The sequence below is a fragment of the Streptomyces sp. 8K308 genome, assembly GCF_004348315.1.
Lineage (GTDB): Bacteria > Actinomycetota > Actinomycetes > Streptomycetales > Streptomycetaceae > Streptomyces.
Genome location: NZ_SMKC01000129.1, coordinates 1 through 16,965, shown reverse-complemented (window position 1 = coordinate 16,965; position 16,965 = coordinate 1). Strand labels below are relative to the sequence as shown.

15 protein-coding genes and 1 pseudogene are annotated in these 16,965 nt (G+C 72.3%); 8 read left to right on the top strand and 8 right to left on the bottom strand.

What is annotated here, in order from left to right; all coding sequences use genetic code 11:
- The first annotated feature begins 125 nt into the window (after window positions 1–125).
- Complete coding sequence (locus E1265_RS40735; protein ID WP_347877215.1) at window positions 126–311, top strand: hypothetical protein; 186 nt, start codon at window positions 126–128, stop codon at window positions 309–311.
- Window positions 312–692: 381 nt separating this feature from the next.
- Entirely contained in the window at window positions 693–971 is a 279-nt protein-coding gene (tatA, locus tag E1265_RS18755; protein ID WP_132931460.1) for a Sec-independent protein translocase subunit TatA, read from the top strand.
- 83 nt (window positions 972–1,054) lie between these two features.
- On the opposite strand, the gene E1265_RS18750 is transcribed toward tatA, so the two are convergent.
- Window positions 1,055–1,762 carry a VTT domain-containing protein gene (locus tag E1265_RS18750; RefSeq protein ID WP_132931459.1) on the bottom strand — a complete coding sequence of 236 codons (708 nt, stop codon included), beginning with the start codon at window positions 1,760–1,762 and terminating at the stop codon, window positions 1,055–1,057.
- A 211-nt stretch (window positions 1,763–1,973) separates the two neighbouring features.
- Here E1265_RS18750 and E1265_RS18745 point away from each other — a divergent pair, with 211 nt between their 5' ends.
- From E1265_RS18745 to E1265_RS18725, 5 genes are all read left to right on the top strand, one after another.
- A complete protein-coding gene (locus E1265_RS18745; protein WP_132931457.1) occupies window positions 1,974–3,197 on the top strand; it encodes a hypothetical protein in 1,224 nt (407 codons plus the stop codon).
- 133 nt (window positions 3,198–3,330) lie between these two features.
- Window positions 3,331–3,840, top strand: coding sequence for a SigE family RNA polymerase sigma factor (locus tag E1265_RS18740; RefSeq protein ID WP_132931455.1), 510 nt, complete (start codon window positions 3,331–3,333; stop codon window positions 3,838–3,840).
- Window positions 3,841–3,859: 19 nt separating this feature from the next.
- Window positions 3,860–5,158: a hypothetical protein gene (locus E1265_RS18735; RefSeq protein ID WP_132931453.1), complete on the top strand. Its 1,299-nt coding sequence runs from the start codon at window positions 3,860–3,862 to the stop codon at window positions 5,156–5,158.
- 347 nt (window positions 5,159–5,505) lie between these two features.
- On the top strand, window positions 5,506–5,988 hold the full coding sequence (locus E1265_RS18730; RefSeq protein ID WP_243740924.1) for a peptidylprolyl isomerase: 483 nt from the start codon (window positions 5,506–5,508) through the stop codon (window positions 5,986–5,988).
- Window positions 5,989–6,282: 294 nt separating this feature from the next.
- Entirely contained in the window at window positions 6,283–7,185 is a 903-nt protein-coding gene (locus E1265_RS18725; protein ID WP_132931451.1) for an NAD(P)-binding domain-containing protein, read from the top strand.
- Between the two features lie 69 nt (window positions 7,186–7,254).
- Here the strand turns inward: E1265_RS18725 and E1265_RS18720 are convergent, their stop codons facing one another.
- From E1265_RS18720 to E1265_RS18705, 4 genes are all read right to left on the bottom strand, one after another.
- A complete protein-coding gene (locus E1265_RS18720) occupies window positions 7,255–8,274 on the bottom strand; it encodes a hemolysin family protein (protein WP_132931450.1) in 1,020 nt (339 codons plus the stop codon).
- Window positions 8,271–9,626 carry a hemolysin family protein gene (locus E1265_RS18715; RefSeq protein ID WP_132931449.1) on the bottom strand — a complete coding sequence of 452 codons (1,356 nt, stop codon included), beginning with the start codon at window positions 9,624–9,626 and terminating at the stop codon, window positions 8,271–8,273. Before E1265_RS18715 ends, E1265_RS18720 begins: the two co-directional genes overlap by 4 nt.
- A gap of 295 nt (window positions 9,627–9,921) precedes the next feature.
- Window positions 9,922–11,385, bottom strand: coding sequence for an aminopeptidase P family protein (locus E1265_RS18710; RefSeq protein ID WP_132931448.1), 1,464 nt, complete (start codon window positions 11,383–11,385; stop codon window positions 9,922–9,924).
- Window positions 11,386–11,485: 100 nt separating this feature from the next.
- A complete protein-coding gene (locus tag E1265_RS18705) occupies window positions 11,486–12,913 on the bottom strand; it encodes a PP2C family protein-serine/threonine phosphatase (RefSeq protein WP_132931447.1) in 1,428 nt (475 codons plus the stop codon).
- A gap of 411 nt (window positions 12,914–13,324) precedes the next feature.
- On the opposite strand from E1265_RS18705, the gene E1265_RS18700 reads away from it, so the two are divergent.
- A complete protein-coding gene (locus tag E1265_RS18700; RefSeq protein ID WP_132931446.1) occupies window positions 13,325–14,038 on the top strand; it encodes a bifunctional DNA primase/polymerase in 714 nt (237 codons plus the stop codon).
- A 234-nt stretch (window positions 14,039–14,272) separates the two neighbouring features.
- On the opposite strand, the gene E1265_RS18695 is transcribed toward E1265_RS18700, so the two are convergent.
- The 3 genes and pseudogenes from E1265_RS18695 to E1265_RS18685 all read right to left on the bottom strand — a co-directional run bounded on the left by E1265_RS18695 (window position 14,273) and on the right by E1265_RS18685 (window position 16,720).
- Window positions 14,273–15,238, bottom strand: coding sequence for a DUF5926 family protein (locus tag E1265_RS18695; RefSeq protein ID WP_132931445.1), 966 nt, complete (start codon window positions 15,236–15,238; stop codon window positions 14,273–14,275).
- A 97-nt stretch (window positions 15,239–15,335) separates the two neighbouring features.
- Window positions 15,336–15,827 (bottom strand): annotated as a pseudogene (locus E1265_RS18690) (ATP-binding protein); the annotation flags it as partial.
- A gap of 98 nt (window positions 15,828–15,925) precedes the next feature.
- Entirely contained in the window at window positions 15,926–16,720 is a 795-nt protein-coding gene (locus E1265_RS18685) for a glycerophosphodiester phosphodiesterase (RefSeq protein ID WP_132931443.1), read from the bottom strand.
- Window positions 16,721–16,965 lie beyond the last annotated feature (245 nt).

The following is a 16,965-nucleotide window of genomic DNA, read 5'->3' as shown; positions in this document are numbered from 1 at the left end:
CGAACGCCGCGGTGTTCGCGGTGGACGAGAACCACGGATCCAGGCTTGAGCGGACCGCGCCGGTGCTGCCGATGGCGCCCGGGGTGCCCGAGCGGCGCGGCTTCGACTAGGTCCGGCACGGCACCGTGGACCTGTTCGCCGCGTTGAACACCGCGACCGGCAAGGTGATCAGCAAGCTGTCCGCACAGCACCATGCCGAGGACTTCCGCGACTTCCTCGACGAGACCGACCGCCAGACCCTCCCCGGCCTGGCGGTCCACGTGATCTGCGACAACCTCGCCACACACAAAGCACCGGTGGTCCACCGCTGACTGCTGGAGCACCCACGCTTCCACCTGCACTCCACCCCGACATACTCGTCCTGGATCAACCAGGTCGAGCGGTGGTTCGCCGAGTTGGAACGCAGATGCCTGGAACGCGGCGTCCTCTGCTCCCTCGACGAGCTGAAGACCGCGCTGGAGGACTGGATCAAGATCTGGAACGAGACCACCCGCCCCCTCAAGTGGACCAAGACGGCCGACCAGATCATCGACCGCATCTGCCGCTACTACTCACGTATCTCCGGACCACCTCACCAGCCCCTCTTGGCCTGGGATTTACCCCGGACTTTACTTCTGGGCTCTTTACTCGGGACCCGGTACCGTGGCGCTCTGAGGGGGATGCACCCGGACGTTCCTCTGGAGGTGGAAACCATGGGTCAGATCGGGTTGAGAGAGCTTGTGGTCCTGGCCGTCATTGTGCTGCTGATCTTCGGCGCTAAGCGGCTGCCGGACCTCGCCCGCTCCCTGGGGAAGTCGGCGCGCATCCTCAAGAGCGAGACGGCCGCGATGAAGGCCGAGAGCGCGGCGGCCAACCCGCCGCCCGAGCCCCCGCAGACCGGGGCCGAGCCCCGCACCATCAGGGCCACCCCGGTCGACGTCACCACCGCGCGCCCGGCCGAGGAGCCGCGCGACGCCGCTCCGCGCGGCTGAGCGGCCTTCCCGGCACCGACACGGCCCCGGCGCTGTTCCGGGCCCTCTTCAGGGGCGCTCTTCCGGAGCGCCCCGCCCACCGCCTACCGCTTGGTGTGGCGGCCCTGACCGCGCGCGGGGGCCGCTGGCGCGCCGCCGTTCGCCGGGGCGCCGGCCCCGCCCGCGCCGGCCGACGAGCGCCTGGCCCGCAGGTACTCGATGACGATCGGGATCACGGAGAGCAGCACGATCCCGACCAGGATCAGCTCGATGTGCTCGTGCACGAAGTCGACCTGACCGAGCGCGGCGCCCAGCAGGGTCACGCCCGCGCCCCACAGCACGCCGCCGACGATGTTGAACGTGACGAACGAGCGGTAGCGCATGGTGCTCACGCCGGCGATGATCGGCGTGAAGGTGCGCACGATCGGCACGAAGCGGGCCAGCACCAGTGACTTGGGCCCGTGCTTCTCGAAGAAGGCGTGCGCCTTCTCGACGTTCTCCTGCTTGAAGAGCCGGGAGTCGGGGCGCCTGAAGAGGGACGGGCCGACCTTGCGCCCGAAGAGATAGCCGACCTGGTCCCCCACGACCGCGGCCATCACGATCAGCAGGCACACGAGCCACAGCGGGTAGTGCAGGTACTGGTCGGTGGCCACCAGCAGCCCGGTGGTGAAGAGCAGCGAGTCGCCCGGCAGGAAGAAGCCGATCAGCAGGCCGGACTCGGCGAACACCACCGCGAGGATCCCGACGAGCCCGAAGCTCTGGATGAGGTTCTCCGGGTCGAGCCAGCTGGGCCCGAGAGCGAGAGCTTCCATGAGGGGGACTCCTGAGGCGCGGCCCGTGCCTGCCGCCCGGGCGTTACCGCCAGGCTATCGGCTCCGACGTGGCCGGGAAAAAATTCTGAAGAAGTCTGCGACACCTCACGGGGGCTCGCGCATCCCTATGTATGACGGGGCGAGAACGCGGGGGAACGCGGCTCGCCGGGCCCCCGGTCGGGGGCCGAGCCGAAGTAAGGGGTAAGCAGACATGAGCACACGCAAGGACGAGGCGAGCCGGCCGCTGTGGAAGCGCCGGATCGGGCTGACCGCGGCGATCGCCACCGCCGCGATGGCGTCGATGGTCGCCGCCTCGCCCAGCTTCGCCGAGCCGGCCGCGGACGACGTTCCGCGGACTGAGCAGGAGCTGATCGACACGCTGACCGGCCTCCTGCCCGGCGACCTCCAGATCACCGAGTCCTACGCGACCGGCCTGGAGGAGGGTCCCGACTCGTCCGTCTCCCTCATCGCGGACGACGGCGCGGGCGGCGTCTCCCTCGACCTCAGCGCCTACCGCTGGGCCACCGAGGACTGGCACGACATCGCCGGCTGCCAGGGCTTCGGCGAGCCGGAAGAGGGCTTCACCTGCGAGGACACCACCCTCGAGGACGGCTCGATCCTCTCCCTGATCACCCGGGACTACCAGGAAGAGGGGGACCCGGAGGAGGGCATCGAGCCCTACCAGGGCCGGGACTGGGAGGTCTGGCTCGAGGGCCCCGGCGGCTCCGACCTAGAGCAGCCCGGCGGCCGTGCCATCGTCCTCACCGAGTCCAAGGACCTGACGGACGCGGCCGACCCGGACGCGTACACCCCGCCGCTGGACCTCGACCAGCTCGCGGAGGTCGTCCAGGCCCCGGTCTGGCAGAGCGTGCTTGACGCGGCGGACGCCGAGTACGGCGGCCCCGAGGAGTGGGAGGAGGAGGTGCCGGACTCCAGCGACATCCCGGCCTCCGACCTCCGGGACACCTTCCGCGCGCTGGCCCCCGAGGGCCTGGAGATCGTCGACGTCGAGACGGAGGGGGCGGGCTACGGCTCGGTCACCGTCGACGACGGCCAAGGCCCCGGCCTGGTGGACATCACCGCCTACGAGGCGGCCCCCGAGGGCGAGGAGGGCGGCGAGAGCGAGCAGTCCATCTCCATCGAGGAGGCCGAGCTCATCGCCGAGGAGGACGAGGCCGTGGACGGCCCGGACTGCCAGGACACCACCCTGGAGGACGGCACCGTGGTGAGCGTCTGCAACTGGCCCGCCAGTGAGGACGACCCGATCGCCATGAACTGGGCGGTCGTCACCTACCCCGACGGCTCCTCGCTGGACATCACGGCGTACAACGTTGCCAACTGGGACGCCGAGCCGACCCGCGCCGACGCCCCGTTCACCGGTGAGCAGCTGGCCGAGATAGCGACCGCCGACGAGTGGCGCGCGCTCTTCGGCTGATCGGCGGGATCGCTGATCCGACCGCGCGGGGTGGTGTCGCACAGGTGTGCGGCACCACCCGGTGCGACAAACTCGACCTCCTCACGCGTCTGGTTGGGTGCGGGGGTCTTCAAGCGGATTCGAGGGGGGACGGATGGGACGGCGCGACGAGGATTCGTATCGGCAGTTCGCCGTGAGCCGGAGCGCGGCGCTCTATCGATCGGCGTGCCTGATGACCAGTGGGGACACACATCTCGCGGAGGATCTGGTGCAGGAGACCCTCAGCCGGATGTACACGGTGTGGCACCGGAAGAAATGCATAGACAACCCGGACGCCTACGCCAAGACCGTGCTGGTCCGCGCCTATCTGACGCACCGAAGGCGGCGCAGCAGCGGCGAGCAGCCGGCGCTGCGGCTCCCGGAACAGGCCGTCGAGATGGCGGACTCCTCGTTGCGCGTCACGCTGCTGCAGGCCCTGGGCCAGCTGCCCCCGAAGGACAGGGCGGTGTTGGTGCTGCGGTTCTGGGAGGACCTCAGCATCGAGCAGACCGCCGAGGCGATGCGGACCAGTTCGAGCGCCGTCCGTTCCCGATCCAGCCGCGCCCTGGCCAAGCTCAGGACCATGCTGGGCAGCTCAGGCTTCGCCGAACTCACCAGGGCCTAGGGCCGGGAAAGGAGTCCCGATGACACACGACATGCACGACATAGACGGGCCCAGCGAGTTCGAGCGGGAGTTCGGCGCGATGCTGCGCCAGGCCGGCGGCGGGTTCAAGACCGACAGCCAGGCGCTCGCCGAGGGCGGGCTGCGGCGCGGCAAAGTCCGGCTGTGGCGGCGGAGAGCCGCCATGGTCACGGGCGCCGCCGCGGTGGCGGCCGTCGCCGTGGCCGCCGTCCAGCTGCCGGGGGGCGGTGGGGGAGGGAACGGCGAGTCGCTCGACGTCGCGGAGGCGCCGCAGACCCAGTCGGAGCTGATCGCCACCCTGACCGCCATGCTCCCCGAGGGAATCTCGGCCACGGCCTCCTACGCCACCACGCCCGAGGAGAGCGGCGACCCCAGCGTCTCGCTCGAGTTCGGCACGGGGCAGGAAGCGTTCAGCCTCGACGTCTCGATGCTGCGCTGGCAGGCCAGCGACTGGCGTTCCGTGGCCGGCTGTGACGGCTACGACTGGGACGGCGCGGAGCAGTGCGAGCAGACCGAGCTGGAGGACGGCTCGGTGCTCTCGGTGGGGAACACGCGGTTCGACGAGTCGACCGTGGTGGATCCGGGCACGCAGTTCGCGGAGTCGGACATGGAGGAGGGCTGGGAGGGCACGTACTACTCCTCGTGGAACGCCCTGCTCGAGATGCCGGCCAGCTGGGGCCCCAGCGAAGAGGGGCTGTGGCGGATCGGGGTCTCGCTGACCTCGATGTCCGACGAGGCCCCCGACCCCGGGGTCGAGCCCCCGATCAGCCAGGACCGGTTGGCCGAGATCGCGCGGGAGTCCGTCTGGCAGGAGGTGCTGGCCGTGGCGGACGCCGAGCACGGCGCGCCCGAGGAGTCGCTCGACAACCTGATCACGAACAGCGACGTCCCCGGCGAGCAGCTGCGGTCGCTCTTCCGCGACCTCGCTCCCGGCGGCCTGGAGATCGGCGAGGGGCTCAACGAGTCGCAGGGCTACACCTCGTTCGATGTGCGCGCCGGCGAGGCGTCCGCCATGGTGGAGGTCAACGCCTGGCCCGCCGACTCCTTCACCTCGGAAGACGGACCGACCGGAGACCCTGAGTGCCAGCTCGACACCCGGGAGGACGGCACGCGGGTCTTCCTCTGCGACCGGATCGCGGCCGAGGACTACGACCCGCAGATCTACGCGGACGTGTACTACGTCGACGGATCCTCGATCGACATCACCGTCTACCCGGGCGAAGGGTCCGATTCGCCCCTGACCCTCGAGGAGCTGGGCGAGATCGCCGGCAGCCAGGAGTGGCAGGGCCTGCTCGGCTGACGGCCCGTCGCTGATCTGCTCCCCTCGCCCCCGCCTCCCCTAGTGCGGTGGGCGGGGGGAGCATTCGTGGTGTCGGTGGGGCATGATGTGCCTGATTGCGATTCCGCATACGGGCATACGGAAAGGCATCTGACATGACCCGCTCCTCCCGGCGCCTCGCGACCGCACTGCTCTGCCTCGGGCTCGCACTGACGGCCTGTGGTTCCGATGGCGACGAGGAGGAGGCGACCCCGGAGGCCACGGGCGAGGCCACCGAGCAGGCCGAGGACGCCGAAGGGACCGAGGAGACGCCGGCGGGCCCGGCCGGACCGGCGGCCGCCGAGGTCTCGGACGCCACCAGCGCCACCATCCACACCAGCGAGGGCGACATCGCGCTCACCCTCTTCCCCGAGCAGGCGCCGCTGACGGTCACCAACTTCGTGGGCCTGGCGGACGGTTCGATGGAGTGGCTCGGCCAGCAGGAGGACACGCCGCTCTACGACGGCACGGTGTTCCACCGCGTCATTGACGGGTTCATGATCCAGGGCGGCGATCCCGAGGGCACCGGCGCCGGCGGCCCCGGCTACCAGTTCGAGGACGAGATCGTGTCCGACCTCACCTTCGACGAGCCCTACCTGTTGGCCATGGCCAACTCCGGGCCGGGGACAAACGGTTCGCAGTTCTTCATCACCGTCGCCCCGACCGACTGGCTGAACGGGATGCACACCATCTTCGGCGAGGTCGCCGACGAGGAGAGCCGGGCCGTGGTCGACGCCATCGCCACCACGGAGACCGACGCGCAGGACCGCCCCGTGGAGGACGTGGTCATCGAGTCGATCAGCGTCGGCTGACTCGGCCGACCGCCCCTGCGGCACCCCACGGTAGACCTTCCCCCCTCGTGCGTACTGACCTGTAGGTCAGTACGCACTTTTTTGTGGGTACTTGCCGATCGTCAAGCGCTGGAGAAGTCTGGAGACCGGCGCGGGCCCGCGTTCACCCCTCATTCGGAACCAGAGCAGCTCGAAACCAGAGCAGCTCGAAACCAGAGCAGCTCGAAACCAGAGCAGCTCGAAACCAGAGCAGCTCGAAACCAGAGCAGCTCGAAACCAGAGCAGCTCGAAACCAGAGCAGGAGAGAAGAACGCGATGAGTGAGCGCACACCGGGCGACGCGACCGGCGGCGTGACCGTCCTTGGGCTCGGCGCCATGGGCACCGCCCTGGCCAGGACGCTGCTGGCTGCCGGCCACCAGGTGACCGTGTGGAACAGGACCCGGGCCCGGGCCGAGGCGCTGGCCGCCGACGGCGCCAGGGTCGCCGACACGCCGGAGGCGGCGATCGCCGCGAGTCCGCTGGTGATCGTCTGCGTGCTCGACGACCAGGCCGTGCGCCAGACCCTGGAGCCGGCCACCGCCGTCCTGGCCGGCCGCACGCTGATCAACCTCACCAACGGCACCCCGACCCAGGCCCGCGAGACCGCCGCCTGGGCCGCCGGCCACGGCGTCGACTACCTCGACGGCGGCATCATGGCCATCCCGCCGATGATCGGCCACCCCGGCGCCACGCTGCTCTACAGCGGCTCCCGGGCCGTCTTCGACGCCCACCACAAGACCCTGGAGCCCCTGGGCGTTCCCGTCTTCCTCGACGAGGACCCGGGCACCGCGGCGCTGTACGACATCGCGCTGCTCAGCGCGATGTACGGGCTGTTCGGCGGCGCGCTGCACGCCCTCGCCATGGTCGGCCCGGGAGCGGGCCGGGGCACGGAGTTCACCGCCACCCTGCTGATCCCCTGGCTCCAGGCGATGATGGCCTCGGTGCCCGAGTTCGCCCGCCAGCTGGACGCCGGCGACTTCGGCGCGCGCGCCGCCAACTCCCCCCTGGCCATGCAGGCCGCCGCCTATGTGAACCTGCTCGACGCCAGCGAGGCGGCAGGCGTCGACCCGCTGCTGCTTCGGCCCATGGGCGAGCTGCTCCACCGGGCCGTCGCCGAGGGCCACGGCGACCGCGACGTGCCCACGCTCGGCACCCTGCTGCGCGCTGAACCCCGCTGAACCCCGCTGAACACGCCGGCGGCCGGGACCCCTGGGGCCCCGGCCGCCAACCACGCGACGTGAAACGCGTCAGACCGGCTGCGGGCCCATCAGCCGCACCAGCAGGTCGTCCAGGCTGATCAGCCCGGTCACCCCGCCGTCGGCGCCGCGCACCACGGCGAGCGACGCCCGCCGCTGCCGCAGCTGCTCCACGGCGAAGGCCACCGTGTCGTCCGCCGTCAGCTCGGGCACCGGACGCGCCAGCTCGCGGGCCGTGACCCGCTTGCCGCTCGCCCGCGCCACGATGGCGTCCCGCGCGTGCACCGAACCCACCACGCGCTGGCCGTCACGCACCAGCAGCCGCGTGTGGTCGCTCGCCGAGGCGGCGGCCAGGATCGCCTCCGCGCCGGCCTCGGCCGACACCTCGGCGATCCGCGCGGCCGGCACCTGGATGGCGCCCACCGGGGACTGTGGCTCGGTCAGCGAGCGGGTGATCAGTCCCGAGTCGGTCTCGCTGATCAACCCGAGCCGCTGCGACTCGGCGACCAGGTGCGTCAGCTGCTCCCGGTCGTTCACCGAGGTGAGTTCCTCACGCGGGGTGACCCGGCACAACCGCACCAGGCTGTTGCTCACCTGGTTCAGCACCCAGATCAGCGGCCTGACCACCCGCACCATCCCGCGGAACACGGGCGCGAGCAGCATCGCCGAGCGCTCCGGGTGCGAGATCGCCCACGACTTCGGCGCCATCTCGCCGACCACCATGTGGAGGAAGACCACCACGATCATGGCCACGATGAACGCCACGCCGTAGGAGAGGCCGGCGGGCAGCCCCACGCTCTCCAACAGCGGCTCTATCTCGTGCGAGATCGCCGGCTTGGAGATCGAACCGAGCAGCAGGGTGCACGCCGTGATGCCCAGCTGTGCGCCGGCCAGCATCAGCGACAGCTCCCGCATGCCGGCCAGCGCGGCCTTCGAGCCGCGCTGCCCGTCCGCGACGGCCTGCTCCATCCGGTGTCGCTTGGCCGCCACCAGCGCGAACTCGGCGGCCACGAAGAAGCCGCTGAAGACCAGCAGCAGCACGGTCACGGCCAGCGCCGTCGTGGGGCTCATGAGGGCTGCCCCTCACGCTCGCGCACCGCGGAGAGCTCGGCCGCCGGCAGCAGTGCGAGCCGTATCCGGTCCGGCACCCGCCGGTCGAGCGACAGCACCTCGAGCTCGGCTCGCGCGCCGCTCGCCAGCTCCACCACGATCCGCTCCCCGACCTGCGGGAAGCTCCCGCAGCGGTCGATGACCAGGCCCGCCACGGTCTCGAAGGACTCGTCCTCGGGCAGCTCGATCCCGGTCGCGACCGAGACCTCGTCCACCCGGCGGCTCGCGTCGACCAGCCAGCCGTCGCCGTCGGCCACGGCCAGCTCCTCGACCAGGTCGCTCTCGTCGGCGATCTCGCCGACCAGCTCCTCGGCGATGTCCTCCAGGGTGACGATGCCGGCGAGACCGCCGTACTCGTCGAGCACACAGGCGAACTCCTCGCCCGCGGCCTGCATCTGCTCCACCGCGCCAGGCAGCGGCAGCGTGTCGGGCAGCAGCAGCGCGCGCCGTGCCAGCGAGCCGGCCGTGACCCTGGCCGCCCGCTCCGGGCTGACGCGCATCAGCTCGCGCACGCCTATCACGCCCACGACGTCGTCGATCCGGTCGCCGATCACCAGGTAGTGGGAGTGACCGTGCTCGCGGATCAGTTCCACGGCCGCCGAGGCGGGCACCGAGGCCCGCACCGAGCTCACGTCGACCCGGGGCACCATGACCTCGTCCAGCGTTCGGTCGGAGAACTCCAGCGCGTGGTCGAGCAGCTCCGCCGTGTCACGCGGGAGCTGCCCGTGTTCGTGCGACTCGTCGATCAGATGGCCGAGCTCCTCGAGCGTCGCGCCGTGGTGCAGCTCCTCGACGGGCTCGATGCCCACCCGGCGCAGCAGCCGGTTGGCCGAGGCGTCGAAGACGCGGATCACGGGACCGGCCACCCGCAGGTAGGCCAGCGTCGAGGAGGCCAGCGCCTTGGCGAGACGCTCGGGGATGGCCAGCGCCATGTTCTTGGGGGCCAGCTCGCCGAACACCATCTGGATGCCGGTGGCCAGCAGGAACGCGAGGACCAGCGCGATGCCGGAGACCGCGGCCTCCGGGACGCCCACGGTGCTCAGCGCCGGGTCGAGCAGGGCGGCCATCGAGGGCTCGGCCAGGAAACCGACGACGAGGCCCGTGACGGTGATGCCGAGCTGGGCGCCGGAGAGCATGAACGAAAGGCGCTCCTGGACCTTCATGGCCCGAGCGGCGCGCTTGTCGCCGGCGGCCGCGTCACGGCTGAGGGACAGCCGGTCGGCCGCCACGAAGGCGAATTCCTGGGCGACGAAATAGCCGGTGCCGGCCGTCAGGACGAGAACGGCGACGAGTCCGAGCAGTGCGGCACTCACCTAACACCACCCCGCCGTGTGCCGCGGCAAGCCATATGCCGGCGAGGTGGTCCGGGACTATGCCCGTCAGGGTCCGTCGAGTGGGCGGACACGAGCTCTCCTTCCAGAGATATTGACTCACTCAACGCGTCACAGCGCGCCCGTGTTCCCCAGGCTGTACCCGAAATCGCCCTCTTGACACCTTCACACACCCTCACCGCCCGTTTCGGACGGCGACCGGCGGGGCGCCACTCCCGCCCCAGCCGGCACAGGAGCCCCGGCGGGCCCGCCGCGCGGGCCCGCCGGGGCCGGCACGTCAGCCGCGCAGGGCCGCCATCCAGGCCTCCACCTCGTCCGCCCGGCGCGGCAGCCCGGCCGACAGGTTGCGGTTGCCGTCCTCCGTCACCAGGACGTCGTCCTCGATCCGCACCCCGATCCCCCGGTACTCCTCGGGCACCGTCAGGTCGTCGGGCTGGAAGTAGAGCCCCGGCTCCACGGTCAGGCACATGCCCGGCTCCAGGGTCCCCTCGACATAGGTCTCGCGCCGCGCCGCCGCGCAGTCGTGCACGTCCATGCCGAGCATGTGCCCGGTGTTGTGCAGCGTCCAGCGGCGCTGCAGCCCCAGCTCGAGCACCCGCTCGACCGGGCCCTCGAGCAGGCCCCACTCCACGAGGCGCTCGGTCAGCACCCGCTGCGCCGCCTCGTGGAAGTCGCGGAACTTCGCGCCCGGCCGCACCGCCGCGATGCCGGCCTCCTGGGCGTCGTACACCGCGTCGTAGACCCGCCGCTGGACCGCGTCGAACCGGCCGTTGATCGGCAGCGTGCGGGTGACGTCCGCGGTGTAGAGCTCGGTGCCCTCGACGCCGGCGTCGAGCAGCAGCAGGTCGCCGGGGCGCACCGGGCCGTCGTTGCGCACCCAGTGCAGCGTGGTGGCGTGCGGCCCGGCCGCGCAGATCGAGCCGTAGCCGACGTCGTTGCCCTCGACGCGGGCGCGCAGGAAGAACGTGCCCTCGATGTACCGCTCCGAGGTGGCCTCGGCGCGGTCGAGCACCCGCACCACGTCCTCGAAGCCGCGCACCGTGGACTCGCAGGCGCGGGTCAGCTCGGCGATCTCGAACTCGTCCTTGACCAGCCGCATCTCGGAGAGGAAGACCCGGAGCTCCTCGTCACGCTCGGCCGTGACCTTGTCGGTCAGCGCCGCCTCGATCACCGAGTCGTGCTTGCGGACGACCCGGACCGGTCCCGTGGCCTCCTTCAGCAGGTCGGGCACGGTGCGCACGTCCTCGACCGGCAGCCCGTAGCGCTGGGCCGCCTCGGCCAGGCTCTCCCGGCGGCCGACCCACAGCTCGCCCTGCCCGCTCAGCCAGAACTCGCCGTTCTCCCGGCTGGAGCGCGGCAGCAGGTAGAGGGTGGCCCGGTGCCCCGAGGCGCCGTCCGGCTCCATGACCAGCACGCCGTTCTCCGTCTGGTTGCCGGTGAGGTAGGCGTACTCGACGGCGGCGCGGAAGGGGTAGTCCGTGTCGTTTGACCTGGTCTTGAGGCGGCCGGCGGGGATCACCAGGCGCTCGCCGGGGAAGCGCGCCGACAGCTCGGCGCGGCGCCGCGCAGTCTGCTCGGCCTGGGGGACGGGCGGCAGGTCCGCGCGCTCGGTGTCGGCCCAGCCCTGCTTCATGTTCTCGGCCAGCTCGTCCGAGACCTTCGGGGCGACGCTGTTCTTGCGCTGCTTGAACGCCTCGGCCTGCTCCGCCGTCTGCTCCTCGGCCCGCTCTTCCTCGGCCACGTCGCGCCCTCCTCGCTTGCTCGGCCTTCCATCGTATGTGCGGGTGCCGCGCGTGCGACAGGGCCGCGGGCGGGGCGCGGCGGCCGCGGCCCGGGGGCGGTCAGGCGAAGCGGGCGGCGAGCAGGGTGACGTCCTCGACGGGCGTGGTGTGCGCCGGGCCCACGCCGGTGCCGGGCCCGTCGGGGTTGGGGAGCATGGCGCCGATGACGTGGTCGACCAGCGCCTCGGGGTCGGCGCGGGCGGCGGGCGGCGCGGCGCGGGCGGCGGCCCTGAGCCGGGCGAAGGCGCGGTCCATCGGGTCGCCCGAGTGGAGCAGCAGCCCGTCGCTGTAGAGCAGTACCGTTTCTCCCTCGGACAGCTCGATCCGCACGCTCGGGGCTTCCCAGCAGGCCAGCATGTTGAGCGGGGCCGAGAGGCCGGTCTCGGCGAACTCGGCCCGGTCCCGGCCGATCACCAGGGGTGGCGGATGTCCGGCCGAGGCCACGGTGACGCGGCGCACCGCCGGCTCCGCGTAGCCGAACAGGACGGTGGCCGACCGGCCGGGCTCGGTCAGCCGCAGCAGCAGTTCGAGGTCGGAGAGCACCGCCACCGGGTCCTCCCCCTCCATCACGGCGTAGGCCCGCAGCCCGGCGCGCAGCCGGCCCATCGCGGCGAGCGCGGCGGGGCCGCTGCCCGTGGTGCCGCCGACCGCGAGTCCGAGCGCGGCGTCCGGCAGCGGCAGCGCGTCGTAGAAGTCGCCGCCGCCGCGCGGGCAGGACAGGTGCCGCGCCGCGAGCCGCACCCCGCCGGTCAGTGGCAGCCGGGACGGCAGCAGCCCCTCGTGCACGGCGGCGACGGTTTCGCGGGCGCGGGACAGTTCGAGCCGGTTGGCGATGTGCTGGCCGGCCTGGCGTAGATAGAGGGCGAGCAGGTGGCGCTGCCTGACGTCGGGCTGGCCCGGCTCGTCGTAGAGCCAGACGGCGGCCCCGAGCGCCCCCGCCGAGTCGGCGGTCAGCGTCTCGGCGGTCAGGGGCACCGCGTAGCTGGCCGCGAAGCCGAGCCTGGCGGCGACCTCGCGGTGGCGCGGGTCGAGCCGGTCCTCGTGGGCGATGTCCCCGTGCACGGCCTCGGCCGGCTCGCCCTCCGCGCCGGGCAGCGGCGCGTCGAGGCCGCGCGGCACGGTCTCGAGCTGGCCGAGGTCGGCGTGGCCGAGGCCGAGTCCGGCGAGCCGGCGCGGGCCGAGCCCGTCGGCCGGCGTCAGCGAGATCAGCCCCCGCCGCGCGCCCACCAGGCCGGCCCCGGCCCGCAGCGTCTCGTGGAGCGCGTCACCCAGGGTGCGGGTGCGGCCGAGCCGCTCGGTGAGGTCGTGGAGGGTGGTGAGGTCGGAGATCCAGGAGGCCAGACGGTCCTGTACACAGGCCTGCGGGAGCCCGGGGCCGCGCCCCTGACGCGCCCCGCGCGTGACGCCGTCGCCGGGCGCCGGAGCCTCGGACACCACGGAGCGCGCTGGGTGGATTCCGGCCACTTTTGGCGGGGGTGAGCTGGTCATAGGCGTCGCGAACCCCCAGATAAGTGTGTCGCTATGGCACTTTTCCACCGGCATTCCACCGGCATTACCCCGGCTGGAGACGGCAGCGGTGATGTCCAGTATTGTCCTGCCGTGATGGATGATGCCCAGGTAGCGGGCGGGTTCCGGTGCCGACAGGCCGGGCCGGGGCGAGTTTGGCGGAAAAGGAACGCCACTGGGGGCGATGCGCGATCGACTGGGCCTTCCGGGCGGCGGATCGAGCCGGGTGGGCTGGGTACATATCGGAACGGATCGATGAACTCCGGCGTCCTAACCGGTATGGGCGGCCAAACTTCCCCCTCCCGCCGCTCCGCGCTAGCGCGACCCGCTACATACGGTGATCTAAGTTCCACGTGGTGTAACTGAACCCGCGAAGGAAAGGAACGAGCGCCGATGCGCGAGATCCTCGGAGAGCGACGCACGAACGGAAACAGCAACGGCGGTGACAGCGGTGACGGCGGTGACGGCGTTCAGCGGCGGAGCCTGCCGTTGCGCGGCGCCGCCCTGGCCTTCGCCCGGCGATGGGGGTGGCCCGTGGTGCCCGGCGCCGAGGCGCTCGGCGATGGCCGCTGCGCCTGTGGGCGTGCCGACTGCCCGGTGCCCGGCGCGCATCCCGCCGACCCCGACCTGCTGGCCGCCACCACGGACGTCCGCATGGTCGGCTGGTGGTGGGAGACCAGGCCCCAGGCCCCGGTCCTGCTGGCCACCGGCGGCCGGGCGCCCTGCGCCGTGAGCCTGCCAGCGGTGGCCGGGGCGCGGGCCGACCTCGAGCTGCGCCGCCGGGGCGTGGCCGGCGCGGGACCGGTGATCGCCGCGCCGACCCGCTGGTTGTTGTTGGTGGAGCCCTACGAGCTGCCCGAGCTCGGCGAGTTGCTCGCGGCCCGGGAGCTGGTGCCGAGCTCGCTGCGGTTCCACGGCCCAGGCGGTTACGTGCCGCTGCCGCCCTCCTCGACCGGCGCGGGCGAGGTGGGCTGGGTGCGGGAGCCGGAGCGGTGCCGGGACCGTGGGCGGGGCGCGGTGGCGCTGCCCTCGATCGGCGAGATGCTCGACGTGCTCGTGGAGGCCGGACTCAGCGAGCCCGACCGGGAGGGCCGGCTGTCCTACTGAGGCGCCGCCCGGAGGGCTCGCCCAGGGGAGGCCGTCCGGACATGGACGGACCCGATCGCTGGCGACGGGGGATGCACCAGCGACCGGGCCCACTCAGACCGTAACAACTCATCGGGGATTCGCAAATCCCACGCGCCCGCACAATGGCCGAACACCCAGTATTTACTGGCAGTTGTGACTGGAATCACTACGGTCGGCCCGGTCGCCCGACCGGTTTCGTGCCGTCAGTTCCCCTCAGTTGAGGGTGATCTGACGGTTCGTGAGTCCGCTGCGCGCGCTGCGTTCCTCGGCGGTCAGCGGCGTCGTCGCGGCCAGCGCCTCGGTCAGCCGCTCGCCGAACGCGGCGGCGGGCTTCTCGCACTCCTCGGCGCCCATCGCGCTCGGCAGGTCCCACACCGGCACGGTCAGCCCGTGCGCCCGGAAGGAGCCCACCAGGCGCGTGTCGTCACCGAGCGAGGAGGCCCCGGCGGCGTGCAGCCTGGCCAGCGCGTCGAGCAGCTCCTCCTCGGCGTGCGGCATCACCCAGCGCAGGTGGTTCTTCTCCGGCGTCTCGCACCAGTAAGCCGCCGTGACGCCGGACAGCCGCACCGTGGGGGTGGCCGCCGCGTTGGCGCGCTCCAGCGACGCGGTCACCTCGCCGGTCGCCTGGCTCGCGTCGTCGAGCCAGAACTCGAAGCCCTCGTGCACCTCGGGCACGAACGGGGCCTCGGGGTCGAGCAGGTCCTGCAGCCGCGGGCCCGCCACGTCGCCGCGGCCCGAGGGCACCGGCGCGCCGGGCGTCGCGGTCAGCGCCCTGGTCAGCACGTCGGCCAGGTCTCTGCTGAGGTCGCCGGTGGCCGTGTCGTTCTGCACGGCGAGCAGCACCGCGCCGTCCGAGCGGCGCAGCGCGGGCCACGCCATCGGCAGCACCGTGGCCAGCGTGAGCGAGGGCACGTCCGCCGGCAGACCGTCGCGAAGCGTCAGCGGCACGGTGGCGGCCGGTACCAGCTCACGGAGCGCGACCCAGTCGCACTCGCCGGGCAGCCCCTCGAACGGGCGACGCACCAGCTCGGTGGCGGCCTGGGCGGCGGCGCGCCCGTGGCACGCCTTGTAACGGCGGCCCGAGCCGCAGGGGCAGGGCTCGCGTGCGCCGACGACGGGAATCTCACCGTCGACGAGCTGCGGCTGCGGCTGGCTTCGGGGGCGGCGCTTCTTGGCCATGGCGTGCGGGTCTCCTGCGTGCGTGCTGCTGACGGTTTCGCCGCAGGAGCCTAGTTGTTCCCCGCCGCTTCGGCGCGGCGGCCGCTCAGATCGGGCTGAGCACCGCCCAGACGGTGACGGCTCCGGCCGGCTCCCCGTCCCTGACGCCCCACGCGCGACACAGCGACGTGATGATGGTGAGCCCCCGGCCACCGCGTGCCGTGACCGACGGCACCCCGGCCCGCGGCCTCGTCGGCCCGCCACCGTCCGTGACCGAGATGGTGACCGAGCCGTCGCTGTCCTGGCTCCAGCTCGCCTCGATCTGCTGACCGCCGGCCAGCGGTCTCGCGTGCCGACAGGAATTGCTCAGCAACTCGGAAAGAATCAACACCGCGTCGTCGACGACCGATTCCGACGTCCCCCGCTCGCGCAATTCCCGGCGCAAACGCCGCCGGGCCGTCGCCACGCCCGACGGACCGTGGGGCACCGACATGGAAGACGACGTCGGCACCTGTTGTGTGACCACCAAAGCCACCCCCGAGACCTCCTTTGCCCCACGCCATGGGATTGGTGCCCTCCGTACGCGGGGGAGAAACCGGCGCTGTGACATCTGGTGACGCAGTCGTAATGATCGACACGAAGCGGGTGCGCCGTTGCACGCCGGGTAAATACGGTCTTTCTCGAACGAGAAAGGGGCCCGCCGGCCCGTCAGCCCGCCAGGCCGAGGTCCGTCAGCTGCTCACGCACCGTGCGCGGCCGGTTGGTGATGATCGCGTCGACGCCGAGCCGCGCGCACAGCTCGACGTCGGCCGGCTCGTCCACCGTCCACACGAACACCCGGTGCCCGGCCCGGTGCGCCCGCGCCACGTACCCGGGGTCGCGGCGCAGCAGCCGGATGCTCGGCCCGGCGACGCCGGTCCCGGGCGGCAGCCGGCCCGCCCGGTGCCTGGGCAGGAGGAACTGCATCAGATAGACGGTGGGCAGCTCCGGCGCCCGCTGCCGGACGCGGCGCAGCGAACGGGCCGAGAAGCTCATGACGTGCACGGGGCCCGGCACCGGATGCCGCTCGAGCAGCCTGAGCAGCCGGTCCTCCACCTGCCCTGCCCACCGGGTCGGGTGCTTGGTCTCGATCGCCAGGCCCACCGGCCGGTCCGCCTCGCCCACCAGGCGCAGCAGCCGCTCCAGGGTCAGCACCGTGGTCCGCTCGGGGTCGGCGGCGTCCGGCGTCTCGGCGCCCGAGGGACCCTTCCAGGAGCCGAAGTCCAGCTCGGCGAGCTGGGCGAGCTCGAGCGCCGACACCGCGCCACGACCGTTGGAGGTGCGGTTGACGCGCCGGTCGTGCACGCAGACCAGGTGGCCGTCCGCGGTCAGGCGCACGTCGCACTCCAGCGCGTCGGCGCCGTCCGCGATGGCCTTGCGGTACGCGGCCAGGCTGTGCTCCGGCGCGTCCTCGGACGCCCCGCGGTGCGCGATGACCGTGATGCGGTGGCGGGCGGCAGTCACCGCGCCATCGTGTCACGCGGTCGGCGGCGGCGGGCTCGGCGGGTTTATCCCGGCCTGACGGAGGATGGGAAAGACTGGCCGACAGACCGAGTCATGTCGGACCTGCCTTCATGTCCCCGAGGAGAGAGCCGTGAGCACCGAGAACGAGCGCGCCGGCGCACCGGACGAGTCGCCGACCGGTGCGCCGGAGGCCGGCGGACCGGTGGCCCCGCCTCCGCCGTCGTCCGCTCCGCAAGGCCCCGCCA